The following is a 24,398-nucleotide window of genomic DNA, read 5'->3' as shown; positions in this document are numbered from 1 at the left end:
TGTCGGTGTTCCGGATCAATACTTTCCGTAGGTGCCTTCTTTGAGCGCGTCAAACAGGTTGGCGGCGGTGTGCATTTCGCCGTCGTACTCCACCTGTTCGTTGCCTTTCAGCTCTACTTTACTACCGTCGTCGAGGGTGAACTCGTAGAGGGTGTTTTCAAGGTCTTTCTCTTTTACCAGTACGCCCTGGAAGGCTTCCGGGTTAAAGCGGAAGGTGGTGCAGCCTTTCAGGCCCATGTCGTAGGCGTAGAGGTAAATGTTTTTGAATTCCTGATATTCAAAGTCGGTCGGCACGTTCGCGGTTTTGGAGATCGACGAATCTACCCACTTCTGTGCGGCGGCCTGGATGTCTACGTGCTGTGCCGGGCTTACATCATCTGCAGTGGTGAAGTAGCTGGGCAGTTTTTTGTCTTCTTCGTCTGAGAAGGGCATGGCACCGGGGTTTACCAGGTGGCGGTAGGCCAGCAGCTCGAAGGAGAATACGTCGACTTTCTCTTTGGTCTTACGGCCTTCGCGGATTACGTTACGGGCGTAATGGTGCGAGAAGCTTGGCTCAATGCCGTTACTGGCGTTGTTGGCCAGGGACAGGCTGATGGTGCCAGTAGGTGCAATGGAGGTGTGGTGGGTAAAGCGGCCACCTTTCTCAGCCAGCTTTTCAACCAGCTCTGGCTCAACCTTGGCGATTTCCTGCATGTAGCGGCTGTACTTGGCGTGCAGTACGCGGCCTTTAAGCTTGTCGCCGATTTTGTGGCCATCTTTGGCCAATTGCGGGTTTTTACCCATCATTTTCGGGGTAATTTCAAAGTCGTCGTCCATGATTGGCGCAGCGCCTTTCTCTTCGGCCAGTGCCAGCGACTGACGCCAGCCTTCTACGGCCATTTCACGCACAACGTCTTCTGTGAACTGTACGGATTCATCAGAGCCGTACGGCATGCGCAGCATGGCAAGGGTTGAGCCCAGGCCCAGAATGCCCATGCCGTGGCGGCGCTTGTAGGTGATTTCGTGGCGCTGTTCGGCCAATGGCAGGCCGTTGATTTCTACTACGTTGTCCAGCATGCGGGTGAATATGCCCACAACCTTGCGGTACTTTTCATAGTTGAAGCTGGCTTTATCAGTGAACGGGTAGTCCACAAATTTGGTCAGGTTCACAGAACCCAGCAGGCAACTGCCGTAAGGGGGCAGGGGCTGCTCGCCACAGGGGTTGGTGGCGCGGATGTCTTCACAGAACCAGTTGTTGTTCATCTGGTTGACCTTGTCGATCAGGATGAAGCCGGGCTCTGCGTAATCGTAGGTAGAGGTCATGATGGTGTCCCAGATGAACTGGGCTTTCAGGGTGCGGTAAATGCGGCACGCCACCTTGCCTTCATCGTTAACCACATAGCCATCCAGTATGGGAAAGTCGCGGTATACGAACTGGCTTGGGTCGGTCAGGTCCAGGCCTTCTTCTGCTACTTCTTTCTCGGTTACCGGGAATGAGAGGTGCCAGTCGCTGTCGTTGCGAACCGCTTCAATGAAGTCTTCAGTGATAAGCAGGGACAGGTTGAACTGGCGCAGGCGGCCATCTTCCCGCTTGGCCTGGATGAAATCGATTACGTCCGGGTGGTGAACGTCGAAGGTTGCCATTTGCGCGCCGCGACGGCCACCGGCAGAAGACACGGTGAAGCACATGCGGTCGAAGATATCCATGAACGACAGCGGGCCGGATGTGGTCGCACCGGCGCCGGCAACGTAAGCACCTTTGGGGCGCAGGGTAGAGAATTCGTAACCGATACCACAGCCAGCCTTGAGGGTGAGGCCTGCTTCGTGGTTTTTCTCCAGGATGTCGTTCATGGAATCCTGAACGGAACCAGATACGGTGCAGTTGATGGTGGAGGTGGCAGGCTTGTGCGCTTCAGCACCGGCGTTGGAGGTAATCCGGCCTGCAGGTATGGCGCCGTTCTTTAGGGCCCAGGCGAAGTTTTTCATTTGCTCGGCGCGAACATTTTTGTTCTCTACCTGAGACAGAGCAACTGCAACGCGGTGGTATGTAGCGTCGATGTCCTTGTCTACAGGTTCGCCGGTTTTGGTTTTAAGCTGGTACTTGCTGCTCCAGATGTCTAGCGACGTTTCCTGCATCGGAATCGTTGTAACCACTGTCTCTGCCTTAGCCTTAGCGTTCATTGCCACCCTCGATCTTTAATAATGTCTGTTGTCTGTCGATGACACCCTTTCGGCGGTGCCATTTCCCTGTAAAACCTTGCTAAACCTGCGCTTGTGCTCTTGATTTTTGTACGGCGTTTATGTTTCGCCGATGAAACACTATATGTGGTGCTCGCGAGAACCTGCTGTAGTGCTCCGGTACCTGATAACTACACCCGGAAAACAACCCCATAAGCGCTCATCTCGGGGCTTTGGCCGCTAGTATGCTTGCTTTGGTGCAGGTTTGCTAGGAAGTAGTTTGCCCTATATATGGGATTATTGTGGGGTGAGTATAACAGGATATAGTGGTTTGTGAATTTAAGCGGAGCTATTGAGATGTAACTTCTTGCAAAGAAAATCAATGGAAAATGGCTTGCAAGAAATAAAAGTTCGGTAAATCCGTCGCTTGGGCTCAAAAAATGGAAATTACTACATGTTGTGATCAAAAAATGCGCGAAGTTGGTTGTTTTACCTAGTAAATACACACTATTTGTGACTCTTGCACGTATTCAAATCGCACGTGTCGCTAAAGTAGCGACGTGGCGTCGAAAACCGCAGTGGCCCACAGGATGTAATAACGACTATAAAAAGGAAACGAACAATGAAGGGCCTGAAACCTACATTGCTAGCGCTGTGTATTGCGGGGGTTACACCTGCAGCCATGGCTGACATACAGCGCCTGGATGATTCCATGATGGGTAACATCACGGGGCAGGCGGGCGTAAGTATTGAACTTGAAACGAAAATCGATATCGGCCGCTTCCTTTATTTCGATGAAGGTGCGCTGGCTATCGAAAACATCAGTATTGGCGGTGCCGAGCGCACGGATTTCTTCGGGTTTGGCGGGATTGCCGGGCCAACCGGTACAGATCGGTTGGACAATATCCGGATTGATATTGATGTGCTTGCGGATGGCGATGCGGCGATTAATATCGTGCCAACAAACTTTGCTGCGGTGGATTTTCGTATCACCACAGGTGCATGGTATCTGGCTGCCACAGACGGAAGTAATAATTCCACCGATCTGATTGGCAACTTTTTTGCGGAGGGCTTGATGGGGCGTGGCTCTATTCACATTGATACAGCAACCGATGTGATGCGCTTCAGAACAGCTTTCGCGATTGAGACCATGGAGTTTGATGTGCCATTCCTGGCGATTGGTGTGCGTGGCATGCAAATCACCGGTGCCGATTACGATCGCTCTTTCCCCAGTCCGTTGGATCTGTTTGCTGAGGTGGATCTTTATATCTACGAAGGCGCTCGGTTCTCTAACGGTTGGTCGTCTTTGGCGATTGAGATGCCGTCGTTCCGGGCGGATATCGGGATCAATGAACTGATTGTTGGCCAGCAGTCCATAGGCAGTATTTTTGTGGATGACCTTGCGATTACAAATACGTCGATGCGTATCTACGGTCACTAAGGGTTGGTGCAGTAACAAAAAAAGCGGGAGCTTCAGGCTCCCGCTTTTTTGTTAACCGAGCAGTAAACTGTCGTCGTCTACCGTTAGCCCGCGCTGTTTTTCAAACAGTTCCAGAAGATCCTTCACTTCCAGGCCTTCCCGGTCTTTGCCTGCAATATCAAACACCACCTGGCCCTGATGCAGCATGACTGTGCGGGTGCCCACTTCCAGCGCCTGCTTCATGCTGTGGGTGACCATCAGAGCTGTCAGCTTTTGCTCGTTGATGATCTTGGTAGTGAGTTCCAGTACAAAAGCAGCGGTTTTCGGGTCCAGTGCTGCGGTGTGCTCATCCAGCAACAGAATGGCGGATGGAGTAAGACTTGCCATCAACAGGCTTACGGCCTGGCGTTGGCCACCGGAGAGTAGGCCCATTTTGTCGCCAAGGCGGTTTTCCAGCCCAAGGTTCAAAGAGGAGAGGCTTTCCCGGAATTTGTCCATGTACTGCCGTTTAACGGCGGTACTCAAGCCGCGGCGCTGGCCACGCTTTATGGCAAGCGAGAGGTTTTCTTCAATGCTAAGGCCTTCGCAGGTGCCTGCGAGTGGGTCCTGAAATACCCGTGCTACCCGGCCCGCCCGTTTATGGGTTGGCAGTTTGGTAACATTTACGTTGTCGACCACGATAGTGCCGCTATCGACCAGGGTTTCACCTGCCAGAGCGTTCAGGAAGGTGGACTTACCGGCGCCGTTGCTGCCAATCACGGTAACAAATTCACCCTGATTCACGGTCAGGCTCATGCCTCGCAGTGCAGGGTTCTCCAATGGAGTGCCCTTGCCAAAGGTAAGCCGGAGATCGGTTGCGCTGATCATAGTGCCTCCTCAGGCCTTTTTGCTGGTGAGTTTGTTTACCAGAGAAGTGCGAACCCCAGGCAGCACAATCGCCAAGGTAACCAGCACAGCGGTAATCAGGTTCAAATCTTGCGCCTGCAGGCCAAGGAAGTCGGCGTTCAGGGCAAAGGCAATGGCCAGGCGGTAGATGATGGCGCCAACTACGCAGGCAATCAGGGCGCGTACAACGGTTGATGGGGTGATAACCGCTTCACCACCAATCAGCGAGGCCAGGCCAATAACAATTACACCAACGCCCATGGTTACATCTGCTGCGCCTTGGCTCTGGGCAAACAGGGCACCCGCCAGGCCAACCAGGCCGTTGGAAACGGCAACGCCGAGAATGATCATGGCGCCTGTGGCAATGCCTTGGGCACGGGCCATTCTGGGGTTAGCTCCGGTGGCGCGCATGGCCAGGCCGGTTTCAGATTTCATGAAGCGCCAGAGCAGAATAAGGGCGACAACAATCACGATCGCAAACAGCAATACCGGCACCTGATGGTAAGCGATGTCCAGCGAGTACCATGGGGTGAGTACGGTTTCTTCACCTAGCAGCGCTATGTTTGGCCGCCCCATTACCCGCAGGTTAATGGAGTAGAGGGCAATCATTGTGAGGATGGATGCCAGCAGGTTCAGGATGTTCAGTTTTACGTTGAGTATCGCAGTGACCGCGCCGGCGGCCATGCCGGCAAGAACCGCGGAACCGGTTGCCAGCCAAGGGTTCCAGCCTTCCATAATAAGGACGGCTGCAACAGCTGCGCCAAGGGGGAAGCTGCCGTCAACGGTCAGATCCGGGAAGTCGAGTACACGAAAAGAGAGGTAGATACCAAACGCAACCAGACCATAAATAAGGCCAGTTTCGACTGCGCCGTAAAATGCAATTTCACTGAGCATGGGAAAGATTCACTGTGGAAGAAAAACGGGCGGGCCCTTTATACAGAACCCGCCCGTGTAAGTCAGGTGTTACTTGCCACTACTAATCACTTCAGCAGCTTCTGCGAGTACGTCGTCTGGCAGGGTGATGCCCATGCGCTCACCAGCTTCAGGGTTTACAAACAGGTTGAGCTTTTCCATGGTTTCTACCGGCATGCCAGCTGGCTTTTCACCGTTAAGGATGCGCACAACCATAACGCCGGCCTGACGACCGTGGTCGTAGTAATCAAAACCCAGTGCGGCAACAGCGCCACGGGCAACGGTGGCTGTATCGGCTGCAAATACAGGGATCTTGGCGCGTTCGCCTACTGAGATAACTGCCTCAGCAGCGCTGATCACAGTGTTGTCTGTGGTCAGGTAAATAGCATCGGCTTTGCCTACCAGGGAGCGCGCTGCACCGAGTACTTCGGAGGTCTTGGTGGCAGCACCTTTAACCAGAGTCAGGCCGCGGGCTTCAAGGCGCTCTTCAAGCAGCTCAATAAGAGATACTGCGTTGGCTTCACCGGGGTTATATACGGTGCCGATGCGCTTGGCATTCGGAACCATGCGCAGCAGCATGTCGATGTGCTTGTCGATCGGCAACATATCGCTTACGCCGGTTATGTTCGCGCCGGGTTCTTCAGCAGTTTTTACGAGTTTAGCGCCTACCGGGTCTGTTACGGCTGCAAACACTACCGGAATATTGCGGGCAGCTGCTGCAACGGTTTGTGCGGAGGGTGTTGCGATGGCCACAATCACGTCGGTGTTATCGCCCACAAATTTACGGGCAATCTGGGAGGCGATAGCGGAGTTACCTTGGGCACTTTCGTGCATGAGTTTCAGGTTTTCACCTTCAATAAAACCCTGTGCAGCCAGTTCATCTTTAACACCCTGATGAACGGCATCGAGAGCAGGGTGCTCTACAATTTGCGTAATAGCGACAACACGAGGCTCTGCAGCCTGTGAAAGACTTGCCAGTGCCATTAATGACGCGCCCAGCAGGGTGCGCAGGGTTTTCTTGGCCATATGCCCATCTCCGAGGTATTTTTTCGTTATATGTGATTATTAAGGTGCGAGAGTTTAACACAGCCCCACCAACGGGACACCAGAGCATGTTAACGTGGTGAGGGCCTGATCCGATATACCTGAGTGAGTTTCTCTTCAGTTGGCCTAAGTCACGCTTTGGCTGGCCATAATGTGTTGAAATACCCTACTAAAGTCTAAATAATGCCCCTATAAATCAAATAACGAAAGCAAGGAAAATCCATGCAAACAAAAAATAAGCTTCCGCTGGATATGGTCTATCACTGGGAGGCTGCCAAGTCGAATTCCCTTTATATGACTCAGCCCATCGGTGATGGCAAGGTGGTGGAGTACACATGGGGAAGGGCCGTTGATGAAGCGCGTCGCATGGCGTCTTATCTGAAATCTCTGAACCTGCCAGAGAAAAGCCGCGTAGGCCTGATTTCCAAAAACTGCGCGCACTGGATTATGACCGATTGGGCGATCTGGATGGCTGGCCACATTTCCGTGCCTTTGTATCCAACGCTCAACGCAGACACAGTCAACTACGTACTGAACCACGCCGAATGCGATGTTCTGTTCGTAGGCAAACTGGACGACTGGGATATGATGAAACCGGGCGTTCCTGAATCTGTTCGCTGTATTTCTTTCCCCCTGAGCCCCCCCAACGACTTTGAAACCTGGGATGACATTGTTGCCAAGTATCCGCCTCTTGAAGAGAAGGTTCAGCGCGATGCAGACGAGCTGGCAACCATTGTTTACACCTCAGGCAGCACCGGAAAGCCTAAAGGCGTGATGTTGAGCTTCCGTAATATGGCATTTGCAGCCGAAGGTGGCATGGAGGTTCTGCAGGTTGGTGCCAATGAGCGCATGTTGTCTTACTTGCCGCTGGCGCACGTGTTTGAGCGTACGTTTGTGGAGCTGGCGTCGTTGTATGCAGGCTTTCATCTGTTTTTTGCAGAATCTCTCGACACGTTTGTTGACGACATGAAGCGGGCGCAGCCAACACTGTTCCTTTCAGTGCCACGGCTGTGGGTGCGGTTCCAGCAAGGTGTTCTGCAGAAGCTCCCGCAGAAGAAGCTTAACAAGCTGCTGAAGATTCCTGTGGTAAGCAAGCTGATCAAAAAGAAAGTTCTCAAGGGGCTGGGCCTCGATAAGGTCAAGCTGGCTGGTAGTGGGTCTGCTCCGCTGGCCGGTGATGTGCTGGATTGGTATCGCAACCTCGGCCTGGAGTTGCTGGAGGGTTATGGCATGTCGGAGAACTTTGCCTATTCCCATATCAACAAGCCAGGGCGTTCCCGTACCGGTTATGTGGGCGAGTCCATGCCAGGAGTAGACACCAAGATTAGCCCCGCGGGTGAAATCCTGATCAAAAGCCCGGCAACTATGATGGGCTACTACAAGGATGAGGAACAAACCAAAGGTGTCTTTACCGAAGACGGCTACCTGAAAACCGGCGATAAGGGCGAAATCGACGAGATGGGCCGCCTGAAAATCACTGGCCGGATGAAGGAAATCTTCAAGACCAGTAAGGGTAAGTACATCGCCCCTGCGCCTATTGAAAACAAGTTGATGGCAAATCAGTCTATCGAATTGGTTTGTGTGTCTGGTGCCAACCAGACCCAGCCCTTTGCCATGATTCAGTTGGCCGAAGGCATCAGGCCCAAGCTTGGCGATCCGAGCGTGCGTAAGGAGCTTGAGGAAGAATTAACGGAGCTGGTTGAAAGGGTGAACAAAACTGTGGATCCCCATGAGCAATTGGCCTTCGTTATTATTGTTAGCGATGAGTGGAGTATCGAAAACAGCTTCCTGACACCAACGCTGAAGCTGAAGCGGAACGTGGTGGAAGATACATACGAAGGCAAAGTAAACGAATGGTATGCGCAAAAGAAGAAGGTAGTTTGGCAGTAACGCATAATCCGTTTTGTTTTCAGATCAGGCCCGGCTCGCGCTGGGCCTGATGCGTTTTGGAACCGACATTGGTCGCATTGGGAAAGGCGAATGGCGGGCATAGAATTAACTCACATCAGGAGGGGGTTATGGCTCAGCTTTCCGCATTCCAACGGCGCATCCATGAGGAAATTCCACTTTCCCGCGCCCTGGGCATTGAACTGCATTCATGGGATGGCAGTTCGTTGCTTCTCAGTGCACCGCTTGCACCTAACATCAATCACCAGGGTACCGGTTTTGGCGGTAGTGTTTATTCGGTGGCCGTAACGGCAGCCTGGAGCCTCACGGAGCTTGCGCTGGCCGATCTTGGGTTGAAGGGAAATGTGGTGGTGCAGACAGGAAGTATTGATTACCTTGAGCCAGTGACCACTGATTTCTACGCCATTTGTCGCTTGCCAGGGGATGAAATTCCCGAGCGTTTCAGGAGGAGTCTGGCAAGGCATGGTAAGGGGCGTCTGGATTTGACCACAGAAGTGTTCTGCGGCAAACCGAACCCTTTGCCCAAGGGTGATCCGGTGGCGGTGTTTCAGGGCAGGTTTGTGGTTCAGGATGCCCGCTCAAAAGTAACACCGCAGCTTTGAGGTGTATCAGGCCATAGAGCGGGTATTGGAGATGGACCGGCTCATCAGAATGATTGGAATAATGCCGGCCAATACAATAATCAGGGCAGGTAGGGCGCTGTGGTACAGGCGCTCATCAGAGGCAAACTGATACACGTAAGTAGCCAGTGTTTCAAAGTTAAATGGCCGGAGTATCAGGGTGGCCGGCAACTCTTTCATGCAGTCCACAAACACCACCAGTGCAGCGGTTATAAGGGTTCCGCGTAGCATGGGCAGGTGCACTTTTACCAATGTTTTGCCTGGGCTGTTGCCCAGTGACCGCGAGGCCATGTCCATGCTCGGGGTAATCTTCTGCAGAGCACTTTCCACACTGCCGGCAGACACCGCCAGGAAGCGCACGGTATACGCAAACACAATAGCGAAGGCTGAGCCGCTCAGCAGCAGGCCGGTGCTCACACCGAAGTAATCCCGCATCAGGCTGTCCAGCCAGTTGTCAAAGCCCGCCAGGGGCACAATCACACCTACTGCCAGTACTGCCCCCGGCATGGCGTATCCCAGGCTTGAGAGGCGCATGAGCACCTGCATACCACGGGTGTTGTGGAGCCTGCGGCTGTAAGCAAGGGTTACGCCGATCAAAAGGGTGGTCAGGGCCGCGGTTCCAGAAAGGAATAGGCTGTTAAAGGTGTTGCGCACAAAATCCGGGTTCCAGCTTTCACCAAAATACTCCCAGGCATAAACGCCAAGTGTGACCCCGGGAATGACAAAGCCGAGCACTACTGGCACAGCGCAAACGGCTACGCATATCAGTTGTCGGGGGAATGACATGGTGAAACGGCGGATAGGGTCGCGGTTGTCTCGCGCTGCGAACTGTTGCTGGCGCCGGCGGGAATAGCGTTCAAGGGTGACCAGAATCACAACAAAGATGAGCATGGTGGTGGCTATCTGCGCGGCACCGCCCAGGTTGCCCAGGTTCATCCAGGTGTCAAACAGGCCTGCTGTCAGTGTTTGAACCGCAAAGAAGTCGACGGTGCCAAAATCGTTCAGTGTTTCCATCAATACCAGTGACAGGCCAACAGCAACGGCAGGGCGGGCGATGGGTAATACCACTTTGAAAAACGTGCTCAGCGCTGAGTGGCCAAGGCTGCGGCTAACAGCAAACAAGGAGGGCGACTGTTCCAGAAAGGCGGCGCGGGCAAGAAGGTAAACGTATGGGTAAAGCACAAGGCCGATCATTAACGTGGCCCCTTCCAGACTGCGGATTTCCGGGAACCAGTAATCCGCGGCGTTGGTCCAGCCAAAGATATCTCTCAGAGCACCTTGTACGGGGCCAGCATAATCCAGAAGGCTGGTGTAAACATAGGCAATAACGTACGCAGGCACGGCAAACGGCAGCAGCATGGCCCATTCAAAGAACTTGCGCCCCGGGAATTCGCACATGGTGACGGCCCAGGCGGTTGAAAGGCCGATGACCAGAGTAATGGCACCTACTCCGGCCATGAGTTTAATTGTTGTTACAAGATAGCGGGGGAGTGTGGTGTCCAGCAGGTGTGGCCAAATATTCTCTTCAGGGAAGAAGGCCAGGAATATAACAGAGAGAACCGGTAGTGCGACGATGGCTGTGGTGAGTGCGGCGCTGAACAACCAGCGGCGTGAAGTGCGCTTTGCCAGCAGGGGCTGGGTAAGCCCGGGGTTAACGCTGGTCGCAACCTCGCTCATAGGGTTCCTGTTAACAAATAAAGATGGAATAGGGTTTAACGTTGAAGGGTAGGGATTGTAGTCAGCTCAAATAGCCGCTGCAATGATTGGTGTCATTTGGCTGGTCGATTTAAAGGTAAAGCGAGGGTGGTTGTTTGTGCCACCCTCGCCAAAGCATTTTTACTCGCCGTCGTAATCTACGCGGTCAACCAGTTTCACAGCTGCGTTGCGCTTGTCTGCAATTTCCTGGAGGGAAAGGCTGTCTGGCTGGATTTTGCCCCATTCTGCTACCAGGCCAGTCGGTGTTACGTTCGGGTTTGCAGGATATTCAGTGTTCGCCTCAGCGTAAATGCCCTGAGCTTCCGGTGAAGACAGGAATTCCATCAGCTTGATTGCGTTGTCCCGGTTCGGGGTGCTCTTGGTCAGGGAGATGCCACTGATGTTGATGTGAGTTCCACGGCCGTCGGCGTTGGGGAACACCAGTCGAACGGCTTCTGCCGTTGGGCGCTGGCTCTCATCCTGCAGCATATTGCCGTAGTAGTAGCTGTTGCCGATAGACACATCACACACGCCTTCCGCTATGGCTTTAATCTGGTCGCGGTCGCCGCCCTGTGGTTTGCGGGCGAGGTTGTCTTTAAGGCCCTTGAGCCAGGTTTCCGTCTCGGCTTCGCCGTGGTGGGAAATCATGGATGAGATCAGAGCAATGTTATAAGGGTGCTTGCCGCTGCGGGTACAGATGCGGTTATCCCACTTGGGGTCAGCCAGTTGCTCGTAGGTTGTGATTTCACCTTCTTCAACGCGCTCTTTGGAAGTGAAAATCAGGCGCGCACGGGTAGTGAGGCCAAACCACTTGCCTTCAGGATGGCGAAGGTTTTCCGGTATGTTTTTCTCCAGTACGTCGTTATCCAGGCCTTGTACCAGATCGCGCTCTACCAGTTCGTTAAGGCGAGAGATGTCTACGGTCATCACAACGTCGGCTGGGCTGTTGCGACCCTCACGCTCCAGGCGCTCGGCCAGACCTTGCTTTGCAAACACAACATTGCTCTTGATGCCGGTCTCTTTTTCAAAAGCGTTTAGCAGAGGCTCAAGAAGATACGCCTGGCGGTACGAGTAGATATTCACTTCGCCGTCTGCGGAGGCGGCAAGGGGAAGAGCGGTGAGGGCGATTGCCGCAGTTGCAGCGAGTTTCATGCGCATAGTGCATCCTTTAATGAGTCTGTTTGGGTTCGCATCAGTGTTTAAGATGCGCTGTGACCTGTAAACGCCAACCATTCTCATTTCTATTGCAGGTGTTGTCAATATTCCCTTTGGTGTACTTCTTCAAAATGGTGTTATTCTTTGCATTGATGCGCACACGATATAATTCGTATAAACACATAATAATCTACAATGTACCGTAGTTGAGCAGTGGAACCTTGTTGATGCCTGTAGATGACCGCAGAATACACTGTCGCACCGCGATGAGTGCCAAGGTAAAAGTAACCCACGAACGACTGGGGGAGTTTCTGTTTTGTACCCGGGACATATCGGATGGCGGCGTGTTTATAGTGGTAGAGAATGAGCCGTTCGTTCCGGAAATGGGTGACAGAGTGAGTGTGCAGGTGCAAGGCCTTCCCATTCCGGCACCTGTGCTGGATATGGTTGTTGTTCGCAAAACCATCGATGGATACGGTTTGCAGTTTGATGAAAGCGTAAACTAGGACACATTGGCAAACGGCATTGCCCACATATTCCCCATGAATAGATTAGGTATCATGACTGCTTCCCGATTTAATGCCTCTTTTAGCAATGGTTTCGCGCGTCTGCTGGTTATCGCCGGGTTGTTGGTGGCTCAAGCGGGCTGTGCAACCTATTACTCCCACTACGCTATGTTCCCCGCTGAAAACTCGAAGGGAGAGCCTCGCACTGTGCGTCTGTCCTGGGACACCGCCGAATACCCCGGTTGGTGGGTTTTATCCGACCGCGCCACGCCTTTAACTCTTGAAACCCAGTGCAGTGAGCGAGTCTGGAAGCTTTATGATGACAGCCATGCTGAGGCAGGAGGCTGTGGTGAAGGGATCCGTGCCTGCGGGCAGAGCGGGCAAGATCAGCTGGCACAAAGTGGACAGCCGGCAGATGCGGGTAGTCTGTGTATGTCGGTGAATTCTGCTGATCCGGAAGCAAGAATTGCAGACATCCCCGGCCGTTTGGAGCTTCTGGTTGCCTGTGAGCCGGTTTCTCCTGTGCAGGGCGAAGGCAAAGAGGCGGTGAGTGTTGACTATATTCGGGCGTCAACGGTGCCTTATGCTGTTTACTCTCGCAAGGCGCCAAGGGGCTCTCTCAATGCTCGCCCTCCAAAGTTTGAGCGTTCGGTATGTGAAGCCGAGTGATTGGTATTTAGTGACCTGGCTAAGGTAAACATTGTGATGTCTGTCACGCTGCTACACTCGGTTTCCGGCTGAATATAGTCGTTACTGTTTGTGTTCCCGCTGTTACTTTAAGCTACCAAAATGTAATGGACTATTCCCTTTCATCGATTGAAAATAGTAGCAATTGAAGAAGTATTTTGCTCAAGGAGTGATGCGGTGGGTGTCTGTCAGAAAAAAGTAGCGGTGCATGATCTTGAGGTGGGCATGTTTGTGTCTGACCTTGATCGGCCGTGGCATCAGACTCCGTTCCCTATTCAGGGTTTCCACATCCGTTCCGAAGACGATATTCGCGCGCTTGTCTCCCATTGTAAATGGGTGTCCATCGACGTTGCAGAATCACGAGATTCCGTTGAGCTTACGCGAATTTCGCGGTCGCCTTTTGGAAGAAGGGGCCAGCAGAAGAATGATGGCCGTGAACAGCTCCAGCTGCCGCCGCTCAGCATACGTGAGCCGGTAAAGTATCAGGCAAGTACCACGCTGAAGCGTGAAATGAAAACCTCCAAACACCTGCTTGAAGACGCTGGCACTGCCCTTGAGCGGCTTTACTCCGCTATAAATACTCAGGAAACCCGTGACCTGCGCCCGGTTGCTGCCGTGATCAATAAAATGGTGCGTAGCGTTATTCGCCAGCCAGATGCGCTGTTATGGCTGAGCCGTATTCAGCAGCATGATAACCATATGTACCGGCATGCTCTCAATACTTGCGTTTGGGCGCTGGTTTGCGGCCGTCAGCTTGGTTTGAATGAAGGCTTGCTGAGTCATCTTGGATTGGGTTGTCTGTTGTCTCAAGTAGGTAAAACCCAGCTACCTCAAGATCTGCTCAGTCGGGAGGGGCAGTTGGGTCCGGAAGAATTTGCGTTGTACCGGAGCTATGTCGAAAAAGGTATGGCAATGCTGGAGGATAGCGGGCTTTCCCGTGCGGTTCTCAGTGTTGTACAGGGCCACCGTGAGCGCCATAACGGTTCGGGTTTTCCTGAAGGTATTCGGGGCGACAGAATTCCCTTGCTGGCCAAGATTGCCGGGATTGCAGAGTTCTTCGAATCGCTCATTGAGCCCAGGGAAGGTTTGGGTGAACCGATGACGCCTGCAAGAGCCGTAACGCTACTTTATGATATGCGCAACATAGAGTTTCAGGATGAGCTTGTTGAAGGGTTTATACGTGCCATAGGCATTTACCCAACGGGCAGCCTTGTGGAATTGACCGATGGGCAGCGCGGCATTGTGGTGTCGCATTCTCCCGAGCGCCGTTTATGGCCGAAGGTGATGGTGATGTCAGATAGTAACCATTCGCCTCTGAAAGCGGCCAAGGTTGTTGATCTTGCGAAATATAACGAGAACCGTTCAGCAGCCCAGGTTCTGGCTATCAGGGAGTGCCTTGCTCACGGAACCGAGGGCCTGAATCCGGCTGGTTACGATGTTACCGGCTCAGAATCCCGTTGGAGTGTGAGCCGGTTAATCAGTCGATAACCGTTTTTATGGTGTAATAACAACTCGCAGAGCCTTCCGTACCCACCGGTAAGTAGACTCTGGCAAGAAGCTGGTCACAAGCTCGGACTCGCCACCGGCAGGTCCGTCTACAAAATATTCCACATCTGCCGTCTGCCAACTAAAAGAGTGCACGCCCACATCTTGTGGTCGGGTTGTGATGGCTTCAATATCGGCAAGCTCAGCACTGCCGCCAATACGACGTATTTCAAACCGCTTTATTCCAGTGTCGCTAGCCGAGTGCTTGGCTACGTGATTTTCCAGATAATATCGGTTCCCAATTGTGGTCGAAATGCTATCCAGCTCCCGGGTTAAATAGAGCCTGGCATCTTCAGCATCGACATCCTCCATGGAGCGAACCGAGTCGAGAATGCGTTGTCTTTTGTTGCGCAGATCTTCCTTGTATTCATAATTTGGGTCCCAGTCTTCTTCATTTTCCGGGCGCTCATCGGCGTCTTCTATGTCTTTTTCAGATGGGGGCGCTTTACACAGTTCATCATCTGGCGGGTAAAAACAGATGCTGGTCAGCAGTTGATTAGCGGGAGACGGCGAGGCACCTGTTGCATTAAATTCGGCTTCACTTACGCGAAAATCAATTGGGCTGCTGAGATTGGGCAGGGCTGCGTTCAGCTGTTGTATTACGCGGTCACGGATGTCGATGCCTTTGCCTTCCCGCAGGTTCTCAGACCAGTTGAGTGACATGAGAAAGCGGGTGAGGTTGGTCAATGATACGTTTGTAATGAGCTGCTGTTCGGTAATTTTATGAGTGCTGAGACCTTCAGCATCGACGGCGGGTGTTGTAAGTTGGCTGCGCACTTCCGGTAAAAACTCAAGCAACGTGACCCATTCCTGTGCAGGTACGTCCTCCGCCAGAAGCAGATTGCCAACTTTGAGGCGGAGTGTCTCACCCGGGTAATACAGGAATTGGCCTTTGGTATCGGTTTTATTGGATTGGCTGGCGGTTTGGTAGCTTAGCCCGCTCACACCCAGTGCGTTTATGGTCCCTGTGCTCGGGCCATCATTATTATTGTTGCTGTCACTGTCCAGACAGCCAGAAAGAAGAGGTACGACAATCAGCGCAGCAATGAACGCGCGGGGCAGAGTAAAGAGTGGGCGAGCAAGGTGAACGGCAGCCATGGTTCGTTGTACATTCCCTGAAGTTGGGCCGTGCCAGCTGAGCAGTCGTGGACGGCCTTCTGTAAATTGTTGTAACCGCATTATAGGGAGCCCAATCAGGGTATATCGGGATACCTGTCGCAGTTTGCAGATTTCAGAGGGCCTGAGTGAGCGCGTGCGCGACTTGAAAAAACGTGATGAGCCTCAATAAATGAGTGTTCCCCGAACACTGCTTATTTTAATCGGAACCTTTTATGACCAACGCTCTGGAAATCGAGGGGCTTACCAAAACCTACGGTAGTGGGTTTGAAGCGCTTAAGGGAATTGACCTGAAGGTGACACAAGGCGATTTTTTTGCCCTGCTGGGCCCAAATGGCGCTGGTAAATCTACCACGTTGGGCATTGTGTGCTCACTGGTTACCAAAAGTGCCGGCAAGGTAAGCGTATTTGGCTACGATATTGATACCCATCTTTCTGCAGCAAAAATGCATCTTGGTGTGGTGCCACAGGAGTTCAATTTTAACCAGTTTGAAAAGGTGTTTGATATTGTCACCATTCAGGCGGGCTATTACGGAATCCCACTGAAAAAAGCGGCTGTTTCCGCAGAAAAGTACCTGAAAAAACTCGGTCTGTGGGATAAGCGGAATACTCCGGCACGTATGCTCTCTGGTGGCATGAAGCGCAGGCTGATGATTGCCCGTGCCTTGGTGCATGAACCCAAATTGCTGATTCTTGATGAACCTACAGCGGGCGTAGATATCGAACTTCGGCGTTCCATGTGGTCATTTCTTGAGGAAATGAACCGGCAGGGCACCACCATCATTCTCACGACCCATTATCTGGAAGAGGCGGAGGCGTTGTGCCGGAACATCGCCATTATTGATCATGGTCGTATTGTTCGGAATACCAGCAAGCGGGAGTTGTTACAGCAGTTGAGCCTTGAGACCTTTCTGCTTGATACCGAGGTGTCGTTGGATAAGACGCCCGAGCTGGAGGGTTTTACCTGCCGGCTAGACGATGAGGGTGTTCTGGAAGTGGACGTACACAAGGGGCAAGCGCTGAACGATGTATTCATGCAGTTGGGGCAGCAGGGTATTAAAGTTATCAGTATGCGCACCAAGGCAAACAGGCTTGAAGAGTTGTTTATTCGAATGGTGGAATCCAATGCCCCCGAAGGCGAAAGCATAACGGAGGGCAGGGCATGAATGCTCAGGCTCTGTTCACCGCGTACAGCACCATTGTGCTGCGGGAAATTCGTCGGTTTACCCGTATATGGCCCCAGACGCTGCTGCCACCCGCAGTTACTATGACGCTCTACTTTATTATATTTGGCAACCTGATTGGCTCCAGAATCGGTGAGATGGGTGGTTTCGACTATATGTCGTTTATTGTGCCCGGGCTAATCATGATGGCGGTTATCACCAACTCCTACGCCAACGTGGTGTCATCGTTTTTTTCCATGAAGTTTCAGCGCAGTGTTGAAGAACTGCTTGTTTCACCTGTGCCTAACTGGGTGATACTTGCGGGCTACGTGACGGGAGGCATGGCGCGTGGGCTGGGAATTGGTGTGATTGTCACCGTGCTGTCTCTTGCCTTTACGCAGCTGAAGATACACAACTTACCCATGGTTGTGGTGACGGTGTTTCTGACATCAGCACTGTTTGCGGTGGGCGGCTTTATTAACGCGCTGCTGGCGACGAAGTTTGACGATGTTTCCATCGTGCCCACCTTTGTTTTGACACCGTTAACCTACCTGGGAGGGGTGTTTTACAGCATCGACCTGCTACCGGACTTCTGGCAGGGCGTGTCTATGGCGAACCCGATTCTGTATATGGTAAACGGCTTCCGGTTTGGCATACTCGGCGTTTCTGATGTAAACCCGTTTGTGTCTCTTGGGATGATTCTGGTGTTCATCTTTGTGCTTTCCTTTATCGCGCTCAAACTGCTGGCGCGGGGCAAGGGTATCAGGCATTGATGCCAATCCAACTTCTGGCAACTGTTATGTTTAGGACGTTTTATGGCTCTTGATAATGCCCCGCTTGGCAAAAGCAGCGACTACCCGGATCGGTACGATCCATCCCTTCTTTTCCCGGTAGCACGGGATGAAAATCGCCGACGAATCGGTCTTGAGGATGGGCGCTGGCCCTGGTTTGGGGGCGATTTGTGGCAGGCTTGGGAAATCTCCTGGTTACGCCCCGGCGGCATTCCCACAGTTGCCTGGGCAGAGATCCGGTTTCCGGCAGCGTCTCCGTCGCTTGTTGAGTCCAAGTCGCTCAAGCTCTATCTGAACTCCCTGAATCAAACCGTGTTCTCATCCGGTAATCAGGTTGAGGAAACGGTCACTGCAGACCTTTCCAGCGTGTGCGGTGCGGCGGTGAATGTCCGGCTTTTGAGTGTGGATGAGTCAGATACCGCCACCGGGCGCCCCTCGGGATACCAGTTGATTGATAACGAAAAGGTTGAGGATGTGGTGTATGAGTATGCACCGGAGTCGCTTGCAGCCAGCGGGCCGGTGGTTACCGAGAAGTTGTGCTCACACCTGTTGAAGAGTAACTGCCCCGTTACCGGGCAGCCGGATTGGGGCACGGTGCTGATAAGCTATACCGGCTCTGCCATCGATCGTGCGGGGTTGTTGCGCTACATCGTGAGTTTTCGGCAGAAGCAGGACTTCCACGAGCATTGTGTGGAAACCTTGTTTACGGATTTGTTGAGTCGCTGCAAGCCTGAGAGCCTGACAGTCTGTGCCCGCTATACCCGCCGGGGTGGATTGGATATCAACCCCTGGCGCAGTACGGAACCGGAAGAGCAGGTTGGCCCCAGGTTGATTCGTCAGTAATCATTCCCGGGCGCTGTCTTCTTCATGCCGCAATCGCTCTGCGGCATCTTCCAGAGCATTGAGGATACTCTGCCGTTCTTTGCCGGTGATTTTTTCCGAATCCAGGTACATGGCAAAGCCGCTGTGTTCATGCTCCATGAAGCTGCGATTTGGTCCCATGTCCCTGCGGAAGTCTACAACTTCGTAGATGGGCACAGGGCGGCCGAAGCCCTTCACGGTGATTTCGCCTTTATCACGGCACATGATCCGGTCTTTAATCAGTGAGAAGGTCTCGTAGGAAACGAGAATTTCCCCTGGCTCTGCGAGAGATTCCAACCGGCTGGCCAGGTTCACCTCTTTGCCAATAATGGTGTAGTCCATACGGTTTTCAGCGCCAAAGTTGCCTACGGTTGTGTAGCCGGTGCTGATGCCCATGCGAATTTCAAGGGGAGATTTTATGCCCTGGCTGCGCCACTTCTGGCGCATGATTTTCATGTGCTTGCGCATATCAATAGCCATGGACACGCAGGCAAAGGCGTCTTCCCGCTGGCCGCGGCTTGTGGGATCGCCAAAGAAAATCATGATGGAGTCGCCCACGAACTTGTCGATGGTGCCACCATACCTGAGGGCCACTTCAGACATACCGTTGAAGTAGTGGTTGAGCAATTCTGTAAGCGCCTCTGGCTCCATTTCTTCCGACAGCTCGGTAAAGCCTTTTATGTCGGAGAAAAATACGGCCAGCTTTTTACGTTGGGTTTCAAGGCGCACGTCCCTTTCCCCGGTAAAAATGGATTGCCATACCTGGGGAGAGAGGTATTTGGACAGCTTGTGGGAGAGCGCTATGGACTGCTCCCGCTGGTTTTGAATCTGGGTTTTTGCCAGCATGAGGGCACGGGCCTGCTGGTGCGAGTAAAAGGCTGTTACACAGATGTAAAAGCCCGTGGCCAGTATAGAGGACAGGCTGGTGAGCAGAGGTGATTGAAATGAATCCGCAGTACCCAGAACAGCTAAAAAAGCCAGGGCGGATACAACCATGAACACGCAGCCAATAAGCCATTGCCTGATGCCGCCTATGATCAGCGCGCTGAACATCATCATGAGCCCGGCCGAAGCAGATGGAATGGCTACCAGCCCTATACAGCCGATAAAGCCACCTCCAATTACGCAATCAACCGTCAGCATTTTCTGACGAATGCGGGGGGAGTTTTTCAAAAACGTGCGGCGGCTTAACAGGTGCGCAACATGGGGCCAGACCAGGGCGCCAGCAACCAGCCACAAGTGCCAGGTCTGGAATACTTCTTCCCAGACCCCCATTACAATGATGATGGCGGTTGCCGTATATGCCAATACTCGCCCGCTATAGTCGGGCATAGGGGGGATGGCTACCGACCTGTTCTGAGCCTCGGATGCCAGAGATTTCCCCAAGCTATTGCTGGCATTGCGCAGATCTGCCGGAGCACTCATCATGTAAGCTGATCACTCATGGTGCTGGAACCATTCAAGTTGGTTTGTAGTTTGTAAGGCATCTTTGAGAGCACAGATTGGAAGTACGACTAAAGGTTAGCAGTATTACGTATAACCCACAATTCACCGGCACGGTTTGAAGGCAAACTGGGCCGGATTCAGTTATTGGAAAACTATTGATATGAGTTCAGTCACTGACTTTTTGCTCAACAGGGCATCTGAGCCACGGCTGGAAGCGCCAGCTCCTGATGCCGCAACTCTTGATCGGGCATTCAGGTGTGCAGCCCGAGCGCCCGACCATGCGCTGCTGCGCCCATGGCGTTATCTGGTAATTGAAGGTGAAGATCTGGATGCGCTGGGTGAGGTACTCGCGGTTGGCTACTCCGATTTAAGGGGTAAAACCGATGATAAGAAGCTCGATATTATACGCAATAAGGCTCACAGATCCCCCATGATCATTGTGGGAATTGCGTCCCCCAAACCCCACCCGAAAGTTCCGGAAGTTGAACAGATACTCTCGGCCGGTGCCAGTATGAGTTATCTGGGGCTTTCCCTTCAGGATGCCGGCTATGGGGTTATGTGGCGTACAGGTGAGCTGGTATACAACCGGCTGGTTCTGGAGGGGCTTGGCCTTGAAGAGGGGGAGTCTATAATCGGCTTTCTCTACACCGGCACTGTATCCTCGAACAAGCCTGCAGTTCCCAGACCTGAGTTGTCGGAATTTGTTGCGCGCTGGCCTGGGTAGTGGCCAGGTCAGCCTCCCCTGCTGATTCAGCGGGGGAAACACCTTGCCGCTTTTATCAGGCTTTGCCGTTTCTTTATCTGCATTATTGCTCTTCCCCTCTCTTTAATCCCCTTAAAGTGCCCGAATTCAGTGTGCTTCCAAAATCTGGCATCAGCATTGCTTTAGTTCTGCCATAGAACGAAACCGGCAAAGCTCAACATGGCTGGTGACAGTATTTCGGAGGTTGTATGGCAATCACTTTTGATAGAGCTCTTGGTATTCACCAGCATGCGCTGCAGGCGAGGGTTCAGCGTGCTGAAATCCTGGCGAACAATCTTGCCAACGCCGATACGCCGGGCTTCAAGGCTCGCGATGTGGACTTTCAGGCCATGATGCAGAAAGCCCAGGACAGTTTGAGCGGCATCAGCATGGAGAAAACCCATGCAGGTCATATGGATACCGCGGCAGGTGGGGGTGATTCAGATTTGCTGTATCGGGTACCAGATCAGCCCTCGGTAGACGGCAACACGGTGGACGCCCAGGCAGAACAGACCCGGTTCATGCGTAATGCGATGGATTACCAGGCGAGTTTCCAGTTTTTGAACAGTAAATTTACCGGCCTGACCAAAGCCCTGAAAGGCGAGTAATCCGCAGTTCCACGATTTGTGAAGGAGTATCACCATGTCACTGGGCAACATATTTGATATCGCCGGTTCCGGCATGACAGCGCAATCGCTGAGGCTGAATACTACCGCTTCAAACATTGCTAACGCAGAGACGGCGAGTTCCAGCACGGATACTACCTATCGTGCGCGCAAGCCGGTTTTCTCGGCGATCCAGCAATCCATGATGAATCCGGGCCAGCAAGGTTTTGGGGTTCAGGCAGGAGAGGATGCTGGTGCGGGCGTTCGCGTGGAAGGCATTGTTGAAAGCGATGCAGAGTTGCAAATGCGATACGAGCCCCACCACCCGGCCGCTAATGAAGACGGCTATGTGTTTTATCCCAACGTGAACGTGGTGGAAGAAATGGCAGACATGATGTCTTCCTCAAGAAGCTTTCAAATGAACGTGGACATTATGAACACGGCTAAATCCATGATGCAGCGCATCCTGACACTTGGTCAGCAGTAACGGGGCGGGGATTGAATCATGAGTGCAATTAACGCAACAGAAGCCTCAGATGTACTGGCGAATTACAGAAGCCAGCCACAGAGCGGTACCAGCGGCAAAGGCGACCTCGGCAAAAACGAGTTCATGGAGCTGATGCTGGCGCAGCTGAAAAACCAGAATCCGCTAGAGCCTCAAGATAATGGTGAGTTTATTTCCCAGCTTGCCCAGTTCAGTTCACTGGAAGAAATGCAGAAGCTGTCGGGCACGGTTCAGGATGTAGTGGGACAGTTCCGCTCCACACAGGCACTGCAAGCCTCTGCAATGGTTGGAAAGACGGTACTGGCGCCATCAGAAGTCGGCATTCTTGGTGCGGAGGGTGAAATCTCCGGCAATATTCAGGTGCCTGCATCCACCGGTGGCGTCCGCCTGTCTATCCAGAGCCCCAACGGTGAACTTGTTCGTCAGATTGATCTTGGCAGCAGTTCCGCCGGAGTTAAAGCGTTCAGCTGGGACGGCAAGGATGGTAACGGCAATAGCTTGCCGCCAGGCCCTTATCGAATTGTGGCTGAAGCATCGTATCCGCAGGGCAGCTTGCAGCTTCCAACCCTTGTCAGCGCTAACGTAGACAGCGTGTCTTTGGGGCAGGGCGGGTCCGTTACTCTCAATCTGGCCGGCATGGGTTCCATCGCGCTGTCAGATGTTCAACAAATCAATTAATTCCGGTGTCAGACCAGGGGTGAATTATGGCTTTTAATACGGGGCTCAGTGGCCTGCGGGCTGCAGCGGTAGATCTGGACGTAACCGGCAACAATATTGCCAACGCCAGTACGGTGGGGTTCAAAGGGAGCAAGGTTCAGTTTGGCGACCTGTATGCCAGTGGCTTTTTGAGCGGTGGTTCCAATCCCATTGGTGACGGCGTAAACGTTCAGGACATCAAACAGTCTTTTAGCCAGGGCAACATCAGCTTTACCGATAGCGGTTTGGATATGGCCATCAGTGGTGATGGCTTTTTTATCCTGAATGCCGGTGGCGAAACCCGTTACACGCGGGCAGGGCAGTTCACTATTGATAAAGACGGTTTTGTGGTTAACAACCAGTCTATGAAAGTGCAAGGCTATACGGCCGATGATGACGGTAATCTGTCAGGCATTCGTGGCAATCTTGAAATTGCCACCGATAACCTGGCGCCGCGCCGTACTACCAGTTTGCGTACTGACGTGAACCTGGATTCCCGCCAACCCGTGCTGGAATCCCGAGTGCGGGATGTGGTGCCCTTGTCTTATAATGACATTCTTGGCGAAATGTTCGATGTCAGCTACACCGATGGTACTCCTTCCTATTCAGTAGACTTGGGGGGATTGCCCACCGCCCGTGCGATGGCCGATCAAATATCCAGTGCGCCCGGACTGAGCGCTTCCGCGACAACTACTGCGCCAATTCAGCACCCAACCACACCAGCCCCCGCCGGCTCGGTGCTCAACGATACTTATATTTCAACGGCGGGGACTTTTTCATTCAATCTCAGCGTTAACAATGCGCCTATTCCTATAGATACCAGCTCTGTGAACTCGCTGGCGGACCTTCGTGACGCAATTAACCGAACAAACGATAGCGCAATCTTCGCCACAATCGATGGCACAACGGGTGTGTTGAATGTTGTTCATAACCAGGGCGAGAATATTCAATTCAGTTACGGCAATGGCAATCCTGCTCAATCCATAGACCCTGCCAGTCCTGTAACTGTATTTGGTGACGTTAATGCCGTAGGCGACCGAACCATTTTGGGCCTCACGGCTACTGGCGGCCCAACCAGTAACTTTGTTACGAGTTATGGGACATCTCCGATCCGCATTACCAATGAGTTTAACCCGCAGGATCAGCGTACCTATAACCACGCCACATCCACCTCAATTTTCGACAGTTTGGGGAACTCTCATGAGCTGACGCAGTTCTTCGTTAAAGAGCCTGCCCCCGGGAACGGTGTAGGTGTGAGTGAGTGGTCCGTGTATCTGCAGATTGACGGCGAAATGGTAGCGGGCACAGATGTTACTCCCTACACAGCAAGGTTTGATCAGGATGGTGTACTGCAATCCATTGACGGGGATGTCAGTGGTGAAATTCTGATCACAGACTGGATTCCAAAGGATAGCCAAGGATTGCCTAACGGTGCCGATGGCCCTCCTGCACCGGGCACCCCTGTGATTACTCCCATTCCGGAGCCACCAACGTCGTCGGCTTTTGTGTTGAGTCTTGCAGAAACCACCCAGTACGGTGCGTCCTTTGGGGTGGATGACCAGCGCCAAAATGGTTACACCACGGGCCGGCTGTCTGGTCTTGATGTATCCAAGCAGGGTGTGCTGTTTGCCCGCTACACCAATGGTCAATCCAAAGCTTTGGGCCAGGTAGCACTGGCTAGTTTTAACAATACTGATGGGCTGTCACCTGTGGGAGACACCAGTTGGGTTGAAACCTTCGAATCTGGCCAGCCAGTTATTGGCCAGCCTGATACCGGAACATTGGGTGGCATCAAGGCCAGTTCGGTGGAAGAGTCCAACGTGGATCTTTCTGCCGAACTGGTGAACCTGATCATTGCCCAGCGCAACTATCAGGCAAACGCCAAAACCATTGAAACCTCCGATGCGGTCACCCAGACCATCATCAACCTCCGCTAAAC

Annotated in this window: 22 protein-coding genes; 14 read left to right on the top strand and 8 right to left on the bottom strand. The window is 52.8% G+C overall.

Going from position 1 to position 24,398, the window contains the following annotated elements:
* Nucleotides 1-15 precede the first annotated feature (15 nt).
* Nucleotides 16-2,160, bottom strand: a complete 2,145-nt coding sequence (locus tag RKA07_RS08160; protein ID WP_310966067.1) for an adenosylcobalamin-dependent ribonucleoside-diphosphate reductase — start codon at nt 2,158-2,160, stop codon at nt 16-18.
* A 619-nt stretch (nt 2,161-2,779) separates the two neighbouring features.
* Here RKA07_RS08160 and RKA07_RS08155 point away from each other — a divergent pair.
* On the top strand, nt 2,780-3,598 hold the full coding sequence (locus tag RKA07_RS08155; RefSeq protein WP_200371167.1) for a DUF6160 family protein: 819 nt from the start codon (nt 2,780-2,782) through the stop codon (nt 3,596-3,598).
* 51 nt (nt 3,599-3,649) lie between these two features.
* Here the strand turns inward: RKA07_RS08155 and RKA07_RS08150 are convergent, their stop codons facing one another.
* From RKA07_RS08150 to RKA07_RS08140, 3 genes are all read right to left on the bottom strand, one after another.
* Entirely contained in the window at nt 3,650-4,444 is a 795-nt protein-coding gene (locus RKA07_RS08150) for an ABC transporter ATP-binding protein (RefSeq protein ID WP_200205020.1), read from the bottom strand.
* Between the two features lie 9 nt (nt 4,445-4,453).
* Entirely contained in the window at nt 4,454-5,356 is a 903-nt protein-coding gene (locus RKA07_RS08145; protein WP_200205019.1) for an ABC transporter permease, read from the bottom strand.
* A gap of 69 nt (nt 5,357-5,425) precedes the next feature.
* A complete protein-coding gene (locus RKA07_RS08140) occupies nt 5,426-6,400 on the bottom strand; it encodes an ABC transporter substrate-binding protein (RefSeq protein ID WP_200371169.1) in 975 nt (324 codons plus the stop codon).
* A gap of 240 nt (nt 6,401-6,640) precedes the next feature.
* Here RKA07_RS08140 and RKA07_RS08135 point away from each other — a divergent pair, with 240 nt between their 5' ends.
* The gene (locus RKA07_RS08135; protein WP_200205017.1) at nt 6,641-8,308 is read left to right on the top strand and encodes an AMP-binding protein; all 1,668 of its coding nucleotides are present in this window, start codon (nt 6,641-6,643) and stop codon (nt 8,306-8,308) included.
* A gap of 128 nt (nt 8,309-8,436) precedes the next feature.
* Complete coding sequence (locus RKA07_RS08130; protein ID WP_200205016.1) at nt 8,437-8,928, top strand: thioesterase domain-containing protein; 492 nt, start codon at nt 8,437-8,439, stop codon at nt 8,926-8,928.
* Between the two features lie 6 nt (nt 8,929-8,934).
* Here the strand turns inward: RKA07_RS08130 and RKA07_RS08125 are convergent, their stop codons facing one another.
* Nucleotides 8,935-10,623 (bottom strand): ABC transporter permease, encoded by a 1,689-nt coding sequence (locus RKA07_RS08125; RefSeq protein ID WP_200205015.1) that lies wholly within the window; start codon nt 10,621-10,623, stop codon nt 8,935-8,937.
* 159 nt (nt 10,624-10,782) lie between these two features.
* Nucleotides 10,783-11,799 carry a Fe(3+) ABC transporter substrate-binding protein gene (locus RKA07_RS08120; protein WP_200205014.1) on the bottom strand — a complete coding sequence of 339 codons (1,017 nt, stop codon included), beginning with the start codon at nt 11,797-11,799 and terminating at the stop codon, nt 10,783-10,785.
* A 224-nt stretch (nt 11,800-12,023) separates the two neighbouring features.
* Between RKA07_RS08120 and RKA07_RS08115 the strand changes: the two genes are divergently transcribed.
* The 3 genes from RKA07_RS08115 (at nt 12,024) to RKA07_RS08105 (ending at nt 14,477) form a co-directional block, all read left to right on the top strand.
* Complete coding sequence (locus RKA07_RS08115) at nt 12,024-12,302, top strand: PilZ domain-containing protein (protein ID WP_200205013.1); 279 nt, start codon at nt 12,024-12,026, stop codon at nt 12,300-12,302.
* A 54-nt stretch (nt 12,303-12,356) separates the two neighbouring features.
* Entirely contained in the window at nt 12,357-12,971 is a 615-nt protein-coding gene (locus RKA07_RS08110; RefSeq protein WP_310966066.1) for a hypothetical protein, read from the top strand.
* A gap of 195 nt (nt 12,972-13,166) precedes the next feature.
* A complete protein-coding gene (locus tag RKA07_RS08105) occupies nt 13,167-14,477 on the top strand; it encodes an HD-GYP domain-containing protein (protein WP_200205012.1) in 1,311 nt (436 codons plus the stop codon).
* A gap of 6 nt (nt 14,478-14,483) precedes the next feature.
* Here RKA07_RS08105 and RKA07_RS08100 read toward each other — a convergent pair whose 3' ends face one another.
* On the bottom strand, nt 14,484-15,632 hold the full coding sequence (locus tag RKA07_RS08100; RefSeq protein ID WP_310966065.1) for an organic solvent ABC transporter permease: 1,149 nt from the start codon (nt 15,630-15,632) through the stop codon (nt 14,484-14,486).
* A gap of 233 nt (nt 15,633-15,865) precedes the next feature.
* Here RKA07_RS08100 and RKA07_RS08095 point away from each other — a divergent pair, with 233 nt between their 5' ends.
* The 3 genes from RKA07_RS08095 to queF are packed head-to-tail and all read left to right on the top strand — an operon-like array spanning nt 15,866 to nt 18,447.
* The gene (locus RKA07_RS08095) at nt 15,866-16,816 is read left to right on the top strand and encodes an ABC transporter ATP-binding protein (protein ID WP_200205011.1); all 951 of its coding nucleotides are present in this window, start codon (nt 15,866-15,868) and stop codon (nt 16,814-16,816) included.
* Entirely contained in the window at nt 16,813-17,586 is a 774-nt protein-coding gene (locus RKA07_RS08090) for an ABC transporter permease (protein WP_200205010.1), read from the top strand. Before RKA07_RS08095 ends, RKA07_RS08090 begins: the two co-directional genes overlap by 4 nt.
* A 42-nt stretch (nt 17,587-17,628) precedes the next feature.
* The gene (queF, locus tag RKA07_RS08085) at nt 17,629-18,447 is read left to right on the top strand and encodes an NADPH-dependent 7-cyano-7-deazaguanine reductase QueF (RefSeq protein WP_310966064.1); all 819 of its coding nucleotides are present in this window, start codon (nt 17,629-17,631) and stop codon (nt 18,445-18,447) included.
* On the opposite strand, the gene RKA07_RS08080 is transcribed toward queF, so the two are convergent.
* Nucleotides 18,448-19,893 carry an adenylate/guanylate cyclase domain-containing protein gene (locus tag RKA07_RS08080; RefSeq protein WP_310966063.1) on the bottom strand — a complete coding sequence of 482 codons (1,446 nt, stop codon included), beginning with the start codon at nt 19,891-19,893 and terminating at the stop codon, nt 18,448-18,450.
* Nucleotides 19,894-20,071: 178 nt separating this feature from the next.
* On the opposite strand from RKA07_RS08080, the gene RKA07_RS08075 reads away from it, so the two are divergent.
* The 5 genes from RKA07_RS08075 (at nt 20,072) to RKA07_RS08055 (ending at nt 24,396) form a co-directional block, all read left to right on the top strand.
* Nucleotides 20,072-20,635, top strand: a complete 564-nt coding sequence (locus RKA07_RS08075) for a nitroreductase family protein (protein ID WP_200205007.1) — start codon at nt 20,072-20,074, stop codon at nt 20,633-20,635.
* A gap of 227 nt (nt 20,636-20,862) precedes the next feature.
* Complete coding sequence (gene flgB / locus RKA07_RS08070) at nt 20,863-21,261, top strand: flagellar basal body rod protein FlgB (RefSeq protein ID WP_200205006.1); 399 nt, start codon at nt 20,863-20,865, stop codon at nt 21,259-21,261.
* Between the two features lie 34 nt (nt 21,262-21,295).
* The gene (flgC, locus tag RKA07_RS08065) at nt 21,296-21,745 is read left to right on the top strand and encodes a flagellar basal body rod protein FlgC (protein ID WP_200205005.1); all 450 of its coding nucleotides are present in this window, start codon (nt 21,296-21,298) and stop codon (nt 21,743-21,745) included.
* Between the two features lie 18 nt (nt 21,746-21,763).
* Nucleotides 21,764-22,441 carry a flagellar hook assembly protein FlgD gene (locus RKA07_RS08060; protein WP_200205004.1) on the top strand — a complete coding sequence of 226 codons (678 nt, stop codon included), beginning with the start codon at nt 21,764-21,766 and terminating at the stop codon, nt 22,439-22,441.
* 26 nt (nt 22,442-22,467) lie between these two features.
* Nucleotides 22,468-24,396, top strand: coding sequence for a flagellar hook protein FlgE (locus tag RKA07_RS08055; RefSeq protein WP_310966062.1), 1,929 nt, complete (start codon nt 22,468-22,470; stop codon nt 24,394-24,396).
* Nucleotides 24,397-24,398 lie beyond the last annotated feature (2 nt).

The sequence above is a fragment of the Marinobacter xiaoshiensis genome (assembly GCF_031631795.1).
In the GTDB taxonomy this organism is placed as follows: Bacteria; Pseudomonadota; Gammaproteobacteria; order Pseudomonadales; family Oleiphilaceae; genus Marinobacter; species Marinobacter xiaoshiensis.
Note: the sequence above shows the minus strand (reverse complement) of the source record. Positions and strands in the feature narration are given on the sequence as shown.